8 protein-coding genes and 1 rRNA gene are annotated in these 10,905 nt (G+C 32.7%); 1 reads left to right on the top strand and 8 read right to left on the bottom strand.

Annotated features, from left to right (window positions below; translation table 11 throughout):
- The first annotated feature begins 172 nt into the window (after positions 1-172).
- Positions 173-282, top strand: a 5S ribosomal RNA gene (rrf, locus tag I130_RS07950).
- Between the two features lie 353 nt (positions 283-635).
- Here the strand turns inward: rrf and I130_RS07945 are convergent.
- The 8 genes from I130_RS07945 to I130_RS07910 all read right to left on the bottom strand — a co-directional run bounded on the left by I130_RS07945 (position 636) and on the right by I130_RS07910 (position 10,842).
- Positions 636-857: a DUF6095 family protein gene (locus tag I130_RS07945; protein ID WP_034921290.1), complete on the bottom strand. Its 222-nt coding sequence runs from the start codon at positions 855-857 to the stop codon at positions 636-638.
- Between the two features lie 26 nt (positions 858-883).
- Entirely contained in the window at positions 884-1,696 is an 813-nt protein-coding gene (locus tag I130_RS07940) for a DUF4249 family protein (protein ID WP_034921286.1), read from the bottom strand.
- A 3-nt stretch (positions 1,697-1,699) separates the two neighbouring features.
- A complete protein-coding gene (locus I130_RS07935; protein ID WP_034921283.1) occupies positions 1,700-4,066 on the bottom strand; it encodes a TonB-dependent receptor in 2,367 nt (788 codons plus the stop codon).
- Positions 4,067-4,224: 158 nt separating this feature from the next.
- The gene (locus I130_RS07930; protein WP_034921280.1) at positions 4,225-6,447 is read right to left on the bottom strand and encodes an NADP-dependent isocitrate dehydrogenase; all 2,223 of its coding nucleotides are present in this window, start codon (positions 6,445-6,447) and stop codon (positions 4,225-4,227) included.
- A 677-nt stretch (positions 6,448-7,124) separates the two neighbouring features.
- Entirely contained in the window at positions 7,125-8,540 is a 1,416-nt protein-coding gene (locus tag I130_RS07925; RefSeq protein ID WP_034921275.1) for a S8 family peptidase, read from the bottom strand.
- Between the two features lie 502 nt (positions 8,541-9,042).
- A complete protein-coding gene (rplS, locus tag I130_RS07920) occupies positions 9,043-9,396 on the bottom strand; it encodes a 50S ribosomal protein L19 (RefSeq protein WP_034921271.1) in 354 nt (117 codons plus the stop codon).
- 113 nt (positions 9,397-9,509) lie between these two features.
- Positions 9,510-10,190 carry a tRNA (guanosine(37)-N1)-methyltransferase TrmD gene (gene trmD, locus I130_RS07915; RefSeq protein WP_034921267.1) on the bottom strand — a complete coding sequence of 227 codons (681 nt, stop codon included), beginning with the start codon at positions 10,188-10,190 and terminating at the stop codon, positions 9,510-9,512.
- 67 nt (positions 10,191-10,257) lie between these two features.
- A complete protein-coding gene (locus I130_RS07910) occupies positions 10,258-10,842 on the bottom strand; it encodes a hypothetical protein (RefSeq protein WP_034921263.1) in 585 nt (194 codons plus the stop codon).
- Positions 10,843-10,905 lie beyond the last annotated feature (63 nt).

Here is a 10,905-nt window from a genome sequence, read left to right as displayed (position 1 = left end):
AAAACCTATCTAAGGTGCTATTAATTATTTAATCTAATTTTCTTCTATTGTTTATTTCCCATATGTTAATCTTATTAGCGCCAAAGGCGCAGTTAAAAAGTAACAAGTACAAAAGTTAAAAGGCAACAAACCTTTACAACTTTAATACTTTTAAACTTTCTAACTCATTTTTTAAGGTGGCTATAGCAACGGGGCTCACCTCTTCCCATTCCGAACAGAGAAGTTAAGCCCGTTAGCGCAGATGGTACTGCTGTATTGTGGGAGAGTATGTCGTCGCCTTTTTTTTTGAAAAGCACTTATCAATAGATAGGTGCTTTTTTTGTTTACATTAAGTTCTAATTAAACCCCTTCATCTATAATGGAGGGGTTTTTTTGGTTTGGATATTTTGGGGTAATAATAGATAATACTTTGCGTAGAGATCCTAAGAGAATTACTCCTAAGCTAAAAGAAGTTTGATGTTTATGAGAAATCGGCCAGGGATTGAGGCGAGCTACCGCGTAGCGCGGAAAGCCCGGCACAAGGCGAAGCCGGAGTGGGACGCATAACTATTATAATTATGATAACTTAATCTAGCTTTAAATTAGTACTTGACGACCAAAATTTGGATTCTGTTGTTTTGATCTTATAGTTATTCTCAATCAAATAAGGCTTTCATAATTGTTCGAATTCCAAGAAACATCAATATAATTGCTCCAATAAAGGCCATTAGCCCAAATATTAGAACGAAGATATAATATGGATGTTCTTTATTATGAAATGCAGAATAGAGAACGACAGGGCCTAAGAGGGTTAAGGGCAAAGCTCCGGCTAAGTATTTAATTCCTTTGCCAAGCTGTTTTTTGTTAGTGTGTTTCATGGTGCATTAATTGATTTATGCAGTAATTATTGTATTCTATAGTCCAGATTGTTAGTTTCTGATAGTCTAAAATAACCAAATGCAAAATTATCAGGATTACTCTCATTAATTATATTACCTCTTACAATTGTTGGTTGAGTTTGGAAGGGACCTCCATTACTTTCTCCAGCCTGAGAGCTTAAGATATAAAGGTATTCATAAAATCTTTCTGATATTCCCTGTATTTCGAAAGATACCATATCCCCAACTTCTAGGTTTTCATCCGAAAAGTATGCGAAGGTTCTATTGCCATTTGTAAACTCATCCTCATAAATTTGAAGTGTGATATCTTCTTGTAATAAGAATTTAAATAGATAATAGTTAGGAATCTCAGCAGGGTCTGAAAAATAAGCTCTTAGCTCAATTTCGTCTCCACTAAAACCTCCATTAAATGTCTGTTCTACTTCTTCTAAATTAACTACGGGAATCATACTTTCTGAGGCAGTATATATTTCTTCATTAAATAGAATTGTTAGCTGGTATTCTGCATTTAGGTTAGGGACAAAATTTGTATTGGTATAGATACCAGCATATTCTTCTATAAAATTAAATGTTTCACCACTTGGAGTTTTAATTTCAACTATAGCACCTGTCGCTGGGGAATAATCTGTTTCAAAATATGGCTTAGTTGTAGTTAATTTAATAATTTGATAATTTCCATTGGTGCCTTTCTTCCATATAATTGAAGCTTCAACTACCAATCGTGGTGTTGATTCTTGTAAATCGATTTGAACCACATCCTCACATGACAAGCTTATCATTAATAATAAGAAGGCGAATACTCTAAAGGCTATTTTCATTATCTAAAACTTGAAATTATAGGTTACAGATGGTATTATACCAAAAATGGATAGTCTCACTGCTTCATTCATATTGGAATCCTCATTATTTCTAAAGCTTAGTGATACTGCATTTCTCCTTCCGTATAAATTGTAGATCCCAAAGTTCCATGAAGATTTAAAATCTCTATTTTTGTTTTTAGCTGGAGTGTAAGTAGCTGAAATATCCAGTCTATGATACGCAGGTAAACGTTCACTATTTCTTGCAGAATAAACTGGGATCACTAAGCTCTCAAAGTTATATTGTGCGTTGGGATATGTAGTAGGTAACCCAGTTTGGTAATTGAAGGTACTATTAACTTGCCATTTTTCACTTAGTTCATAACTTGCAGTTATGGAGATATCATGGGTTTTGTCATAAGCAGTATTATACCAAGTACCATTATTAATTCCTGTTTCTAATGCTGTTCTACTAGGTGTTTTCTGTTCTGATTTTGATAGGGTGTAGGCAAACCATCCAGTGAAAGCTCCTTTATTTTTTTTTAATAATAATTCTAATCCATAAGCTCTCGCTTTTCCAGGCAGTATAACTTGTTCAATTGCATTATTAGCAATAAGATTGGCACCGTCTATATAATTAATTCTGTTTTTTATCTTCTTATAAAAACCTTCTATTTCCAGAGAGTATACATCTTCTTTAAGGTTTCGGAAATAGCCTAGCGCAACTTGATCGAGTATTTGCGGGTCTATATATTTCCCACTTGGAGCCCAAATATCTAATGGAGTGGGTGAGCTGGTATTGGTAATGAGATGTAAATATTGAGTCATTCTATTATAACTAATTTTTATAGATTGATTGTTGCTAAGACTAAAAGCTAAGGCTAATCTTGGTTCTAGTGCTTGGAAATATTTTTCGACTTTAGATTTCTTTAAAAATTTAGAATCAATTGGTAACGCCCCTTCATATATTTTAAAATCATTGTTGAAAATTACTGCCTGATCATTATTGTATATATTAAGTTCATCTTGTCCTAATCTAAAAAAATTGCTAAATCTCAAACCGTATTCTGCAGTTAGGTTATCGCTTAATTGCTGTTCTGCAGATAAATATACGGCAGTTTCAAAGGCATACTTTTTAGTTAATTTATAATCGATAATTCCTGATGTTGGAGTACTTGGCTCTATCTCTCCAGGATTAAATTCATAATATGTGTTTTGAATTCCGTATTCAAGGCTAAGATTATCACTAACATACTGACTAAAATCGTACTTTAAATTGAGGTTTTTAATTCCGCTGTTCCAATTAAACTCAACAAAATCTAGGGTAAGACCATAATAATAATCACTATAAATGACTGATAAATTAGTGAAAATATTATCTGTAAGCACATGATTCCATCTTAGATTAAAGACCGCATTTCCATAAGTGTTTTTGAAGCTATCACTAATGTTGAACACATCTCTTCCAAAATACCCGGAAAATAGGAGGGTATTACTATTATCTAATCTATAACTCAACTTGGTATTTAGGTCGTAAAAATATGCAGTGTTATCGTTCTCAGTTAATTTTAGAAATAAGTGAGCATAGGAACTTCTTCCTCCAATTAAAAACGAACCTTTATCTTGAACAATTGGCCCTTCGGCTAGAATCCTACTGGAGATTATCCCAATTCCGCCATTCGCTTTAAATTCCTTACTATTACCATCTTTTTGGAAAATCTCTAAAACTGATGAAACTCTACCACCATATTTTGCTGGAATTCCTCCTTTATAAAGTTTTAAATTTTTAATTGCATCTGGATTAAAAACCGAAAATAGTCCGAATAGATGTGATGAATTATAAATTGTAGCCTCATCCAATAGAATAAGATTTTGATCTACAGCACCACCTCTTACATTAAAGCCCGATGAACCTTCTCCTGCATTTGAAACACCAGGTAATAGTAATAAAGATTTCACTACATCTGCCTCACCAAAAACAACTGGTAGTTTTTGTATGGTGTTTATATCTAATCTGTTAACACTCATTTCTGGTCCTCGAATATTTGATCTCTGGGAATTGCTAGTAATAACTATCTCCTCTAAATTTTCTGAAGATTCTATTAATGAAAAATTAAAAGTACTATTTCGATCAATGACTATTGTAATAGATTGCTCTTGATATCCTATATATGAGATTATTAAATTGTGTGAACCTTTTGGAAGTTTTAAAGAATAAAAACCATATTCGTTACTAACAACACCAGAGTTTAAATCGGTAACTAAAATATTAACACCGTATAGGGTTTCATTACTAGATTCGTCTTTTATTACACCATTAATAGTGTATGTTTCTTGGGCTTGAAGGAGGCTAAAAAAGAAAAGGAATAAGATCGAGGTAAATTTATTCAAACTGTTTTTTGAAGTAAATATAGGATATGTTGTTTAATACACATAAAAACTATAAAGTTCTTATGAAACAATTCTAAAACGTTTATTCAATATTTTTATTAATAAAAAAAGCCCCAATGAATTTCATTGGGGCTTTTCAAATATTAATTCAGGGGATTTTATTTTCCCAATATTTCATTTAAAGTTAAACTTGGTCTCATTGCATTACTAGTTAGATCATCACTAGGATAATAGTACCCATTGATATCTACTTTTTTGCCTTGAGCATCAATTAAATCTTTTAGAATTTTAGTTTCATTTTCTGCTAATTGCATTGCTATTTTGGAGAATTCATCTTTTAAAGATTGATCTTTGTCTTGTCTAGCCAGCCCTTGAGCCCAGTATAGAGCTAAATAAAAATGACTACCTCTGTTATCTAATTCATTGACCTTTCTAGATGGAGATTTGTCATTTCGTAAAAATTCTTCTGTCGCCTCATCTAATGTTTCCGAAAGTATTAATGCTTTTCTATTATCGAATTTTTCACCTAAATGTTCTAATGATACTGCAAGCGCTAAAAACTCTCCTAGAGAATCCCATCTTAAATGTCCTTCCTCTAAGAATTGTTGAATGTGTTTTGGAGCAGATCCACCTGCGCCAGTTTCAAATAAACCCCCACCATTCATTAAAGGAACTATGGATAACATCTTGGCACTGGTACCTAACTCTAAAATAGGGAAAAGATCTGTTAAATAATCTCTAAGAACATTTCCGCTTACAGAAATTGTGTCTTGTCCTGCTTTTACTCGTTTTAGGGTGTAATTGGTAGCTTCGAATGGAGGCATTATTTGAATATCAAGGCCTTCTGTATTTGCTTCAGCTAAATATTTATCTACCTTTTTAATTACTTCAGCATCATGGCTTCTATTTTCATCTAACCAAAATATAGCTGGCACTCCAGAGGCTTTAGCCCTAGATACAGCTAATTTTACCCAATCTTGAATAGGTGCATCTTTTACCTGACACATTCTCCAAATATCTCCTTCTTCTACAGCATGCTCAATAATTACTTCTCCTTTGGAATTCTTCACTTTTACCAATCCACTTGATGCAATTTCGAAAGTTTTGTCATGAGAACCATATTCTTCTGCCTTTTGTGCCATTAATCCAACATTGGGAACAGTTCCCATTTTTGTAGGGTCAAAAGCACCATTTTCTTTGCAAAAATCTATAGTAGCTTGGTAGATTCCAGCATAACTACTATCTGGTATAACAGCTTTTGTATCTTGAAGAGCACCTTTTGTGTTCCACATTTTTCCTGATGTCCTTATCATTGCAGGCATAGAAGCATCAATAATTACGTCACTAGGAACATGTAGATTAGTAATACCTTTATCTGAATTTACCATGGCTAGAGAAGGTCCATTTTTATAACCTTCACTTAGATCAGCTTCTATTTCTTTTTTCTTACTTTCTGGTAATTCTGAAAGTGCATTTAATAAATCTCCTAAACCACTATTAACATTCACACCAATTTTATTAAAGGTGTTGTTATGTTTTTCAAAAAGATCTTTAAAAAAGGTGCGTACAGCATGACCAAAGATTATAGGATCTGAAACCTTCATCATAGTTGCTTTCATATGTAATGAAAACAGTACGTCTTTTTCTTTAGCATCTACAATTTGATCATTCAAAAATGATATGAGTGCAGATTTGCTCATTACGGTAGCATCGATAATTTCTCCGTCCAGTACTTCTAAATTATCTTTTAAAATGCTAGTTTTTCCATTAGCATCTTCTAATTCTATAGATAAAACATCGGAATGATTTAGAGTTAAAGACTTTTCATTATGAAAGAAATCCCCAGAATCCATAGTCGCAACATGGGTTTTAGAGTTAGAATCCCATTTACCCATAGAGTGTGGATTTTCTTTTGCATAATTCTTCACAGCTTTCGGTGCTCTTCTGTCTGAATTACCTTCTCTAAGAACTGGATTTACAGCACTACCTTTAACCTTATTGTATTTTTGTTTAATATTCTTTTCTTCTTCATTTTTTGGTTCACCAGGATAATTAGGTAAATCAAATCCTTTTTCCTGAAGTTCTTTTATGGCAGCCTCTAATTGAGGTTCTGATGCACTTATATTTGGAAGCTTTATAATGTTAGCTTCAGGTTTTGTAACTAAATCTCCTAATTCTTTTAAAGCATCAGGCACTCTTTGGTCTTCAGGTAAATGATCTGAAAATGCAGAAAGTATTCGAGCAGCTAAAGAAATATCTTTTGCTTCAATCTCAATATTAGACGAATTAGTAAAAGTTCTGATTATAGGCAAAAAAGAGAAGGTTGCCAACATTGGAGCTTCATCTGTTTTAGTGTAAATTATTTTTGATCTCTGATTCATTTAAGTATTTATTTAAGAATAAACCGAGTTCAGTTATAAAATAAATTTCTGATAACTTAATAGGTCTATTAATTATTTATGGATTTCGAAAAAAATAGGATGTAAAATCCTAAGTCTCGCGAAGATACGTATTTTAGAATTTTTATCATAGGTGAGATTGCGCTAAAATAAAGGTTTTAGGGAAAATTTAGTATTAAAAAAGCCATTTCAATATACTTTGTATATTGAAATGGCTTCTAATGTAATAACGCTTTACCGCTAGATCATTTAAGATCATTTATAAGTTAATTAATAGAACTTATTTCGTGCGCTACTGCAAAACGACATAATTTACTCACAAACGCGCTTAAATTATATCAAAACCGGTCAAATCTTTCAAACTACTTTTGCTTAGCAAAATATGCGTTATATAGAAGATTAGAACCTATGTAAAGAAATCTTTACATCACTTTAATTAAAAAAGAAATCCTTTTGTCATTCCTTTAAATTAAAAGCACATATAAATTTACAATCAAATTTCGAGGAATTAAATATTTTTAACTATTTAGTTATCAACAGTTTGTGAGTTAAACTTATTAACATTTGTAAATAAATTTATTGACTTATTTATAAATAGCTAGAATTTTTCCATAAAAAAAGCCCCAATTAAAGGGCTTTTTAAATTAAAATATTATTGATTATTCTGTCACTGCTCTAAATGCATTTACACGACCTTTTCCAAAGAAAAGACTTTGACCGTTTCCATCTACTTTATCTGCTGAATTAATCATTTGTTTTGCAACTTCATGAGGACTCATTTGTCCACCGTTTTTAGCTATTATCAGTGCAGCAACTCCCGCTGCGTGTGGAGAAGCCATACTGGTACCAGCATTGTAATTAAAAGCGTCCACACCACTTGCAACACTAAATATCATATCCAATTGAGATACATCTCCATCACCACCTGGTGCTGCAAGGTCAATTAATGATCTACCATAAGTAGTATAACTAGCAGGAATATCTAAATTTGTATCTGGATTTAAAAATGGATGCCATCCTTCTGGAGCAGTAGCGGAAATTGTAATAACGTTGTTCATGCTACCTGGCAACTTAGTTTCCGATCCATTACCATCATAATTTACCCCATCGTTTCCAGCAGAAACAATGATGGTTACCCCTTTGTTGAAAGCATAATCTATTGCTCTTTGTTGCGCAAGGATAATCTCCTGAATAAATTTTGCAGGAATTTTAAATTCCACGCCATCAGCATCTGTCAGCTTACCGTTTTTGTTAAACGTAGCACCTAAGCTCATATTAACAACATCGGCATTGTTATTACCTGCATAAACTATACCCGCGTTTATAGAACTAAATGCACCACTACCAGTAAATTCAGATAAAACTTTTACAGCAACAAGTTCTGCTTCATAAGCAACTCCTATTACTCCAAAATTATTCTTATTTGCATTTATAGTTCCAGCAACGTGAGTTCCATGATTAGTAAATCTTCCTGGTCTTGTATAATAGGTTTCACCTGCTACAAAGGAAGCGGAAAGATCTTTGTTGAGAGTTTGTGCAAATTCAACATTATCCCTGTCTATACCTGAGTCAAGAACAAATACACTTGCTCCCTTACCGGTGAATCCCGCATTCCATGCCTCTGGAGCATCTATTGCATCCATACCCCATAAACGAATATATGCAGGTTCAGTATCACCTGCACTTGGACTTAAAGCTTCTGTTGAAGCATTCATGCTCGTAAGCTCATTTTCTGTAGATGGTATCCATTGAATTTCATAATCTGGAACAACAGATTGAATTTCTTTACTCTTCAAAGTCTTTTGCATAAAGTCCAAGTCATCAGATTGTACAATTGCAATTCCTATTTCAGGAATAGTTTTTACTATATTTCCTCCAGAGGCTTTTAGAAATTCTTCTGCACTTTTGGTTAATTCAGTGCTTTTGGTAATTACCATATAATTTTTAAATACAGGCTCTTGAAGGTCTGTATTTACTACATCTGTAGCGTTCTCTGTAGCTTCATCCTTTTCACAGGAGGTAAATAAAACTCCCATCGCGCAAAGAGACAACGCCAATTTTTTCAATTTCTTCATTTTTATTTTTTTTTAACGGTTAATGTCGCTGAATTTAATATAAAATTATGAGTCCTATTATTATTTAACACTCAACAATTGTTAAATAATGATATGAGTTAATCCTATATGTTATAAGGGTTAAGATTAGTTTTTATAGGTATAATATTATTCTATTTTTGATTATATAGCCAATTATGTTTGTTTTTATTAATAGAGGATAATATTGCCTTTATAATACTTAAAATTTTTAGAAAATTATAGAATTATTCAATGTATAAGGTTAGTGAAATAGAATAAAAATTAGAAAAGAGGTGATTTGGAAGTCAACTGGATATGGGTGGGTAAGTAATACGGAAGGCAAAGTAAATAATCTTTGTGGCAAATCCGGCTCAAGGTGTTTTAGAGGAACACGTTTTAAAAATAAAACTTTTGCTAATGAGGCGATCCTAGGGGTAGTAAATTGTTTAGCATAAAAAAAGCCCCAATTAAGGGGCTTTTTATTTTCTCAAGAGAAAAATAATTATCTTCTTCTCTGTTCTTTGATACGGGCTTTTTTACCTGTAAGACCTCTAAAGTAATAAATACGAGCTCTTCTAACGGCACCACGCTTATTAACTTCAATTTTCTGCAATGCAGGTAAGTTAACTGGGAATATACGTTCTACTCCAACTGTACCACTTATTTTTCTAATGGTAAAAGTTTTGGAAGAACCACTTCCTTTAACTTGAATAACTACACCTCTAAAAAACTGGGTACGAGTTTTAGCCCCTTCCTTAATTTCATAGTAGACAGTGATTGTATCACCTGCAGAATATTCAGGAAAATCTTTTTTAGTAACGAATTCGTCTTGAACGAATTTAATTAGGGATTCCATAATTAATATTTTTAATAAAGTCTAAATCAACATTCACGGATCTCGCCAGAGGTTAATATAGAAACGAGTGCAAAATTAGAAAATTTAAAACTATAAACAAGCAGAATTTTGAATTATTCCTCTCCTAATAAATCAGGACGTAATTTCTTAGTTCTTTCATAGGACTGATCTTCTCGCCATGATTCTATTTTTGGGAAATTTCCAGAGGTTAATATTTCTGGTACCTTCCAACCTTTGTAATCTGCAGGCCTCGTGTAGACTGGTGGTGCCAGCAAATCATCTTGAAAAGAATCTGTTAATGCTGAAGTTTCATTACCTAAAACTCCAGGAATTAGTCTAATAATAGAATCACAAACCACGGCAGCTGCTAATTCGCCACCAGATAATACATAATCTCCAATAGAGATCTCTTTCGTTACAAAGTGATCTCGTACTCTTTGATCTACACCTTTATAATGTCCACATAGTATAATAATATTACCTTTTAAGGAAAGAGCATTTGCCGTTCTTTGGTCAAATTTATCACCATCTGGCGTCATATATATCACTTCATCATAATCTCTTTGAGATTTTAAATTTGTAATACATTTATCTATTGGTTCAATCATCATTACCATTCCTGCGCCGCCGCCAAATTGATAGTCATCTATCTGTTTATAATTATCAGTTACATAGTCCCTAAGATTGTGTAAGTGTATCTCTACAAGGCCTTTTTCTATAGCTCGCTTTAAAATGGAAACCTCAAACGGACTTGTAAGAATATCGGGAACAACTGTTATAATATCTATGCGCATGCTAGTTAATTTTAAAAATGCAAAGATGCGAAATATGTATAAGCTAAAGCTTCTGAAGAAATCTTATTTATTTATCACTAGCTTTATTTCTTTCGTCTTGCAATAATCTACCAAGCCTTTGCTCCTTCACAAGAGACTTTGCTTTAAAAGCTTCAAATTCTTTCTCAGTCTCTATCAAATTATTTCTAGCCTCAGAGGTTTGCACATGACCTTTTTTGAACTGAAAAATAAAGAAAAGTAAGAATAGGATTAAGATCGCTACAATTCCCCACATTAATGCCATGTAAGTTCCTTTGCTAAAAGGCATTCCTAAAAACGTGATAGCGTCTTTTTCTGCAGTCACTGCTTTTAAATTGTCCTGAGTGCTTTCCAAATTTTTCTTTAACTGAATTACCTCCTTTTGCTGTTGATCTATAGTATTCTTTTGAGTTACAATTTCATTATTTATATTGGAAATAAAATTTGCAGTATTCTGTTTAAGTTTCACTAGATCGTTGTAGTCTACAACCTTGTAACCTTGATAATCATTAGATCCTTCAATAATTCTTGTAAATTCATCTTCCACAGGATTTTCGCTTTCTTCACTATCCTGAGCAGTTGCCGAAAATGTGAGAAAGAGGATCGCTAATCCTAATAATAATAGTTTATTCATTTTATTGTTTTTTGTTTGGTACTCCTAACAACGTTCTCAAAAAATAGTTATTGTTAAAATTAT

It is taken from the genome of Gillisia sp. CAL575 (assembly GCF_000403785.1).
Classification (GTDB): domain Bacteria; phylum Bacteroidota; class Bacteroidia; order Flavobacteriales; family Flavobacteriaceae; genus Gillisia.
Note: the sequence above shows the minus strand (reverse complement) of the source record. Positions and strands in the feature narration are given on the sequence as shown.

Bases quoted from the DNA above. Each gene is read 5' to 3' on its own strand.
- I130_RS07945 (WP_034921290.1), bottom strand. From the start codon at position 857: ATGAAACACACTAACAAAAAACAGCTTGGCAAAGGAATTAAATACTTA.
- I130_RS07940 (WP_034921286.1), bottom strand. From the start codon at position 1,696: ATGAAAATAGCCTTTAGAGTATTCGCCTTCTTATTATTAATGATAAGC.
- I130_RS07930 (WP_034921280.1), bottom strand. From the start codon at position 6,447: ATGAATCAGAGATCAAAAATAATTTACACTAAAACAGATGAAGCTCCA.
- I130_RS07925 (WP_034921275.1), bottom strand. From the start codon at position 8,540: ATGAAGAAATTGAAAAAATTGGCGTTGTCTCTTTGCGCGATGGGAGTT.
- rplS (WP_034921271.1), bottom strand. From the start codon at position 9,396: ATGGAATCCCTAATTAAATTCGTTCAAGACGAATTCGTTACTAAAAAA.
- trmD (WP_034921267.1), bottom strand. From the start codon at position 10,190: ATGCGCATAGATATTATAACAGTTGTTCCCGATATTCTTACAAGTCCG.
- I130_RS07910 (WP_034921263.1), bottom strand. From the start codon at position 10,842: ATGAATAAACTATTATTATTAGGATTAGCGATCCTCTTTCTCACATTT.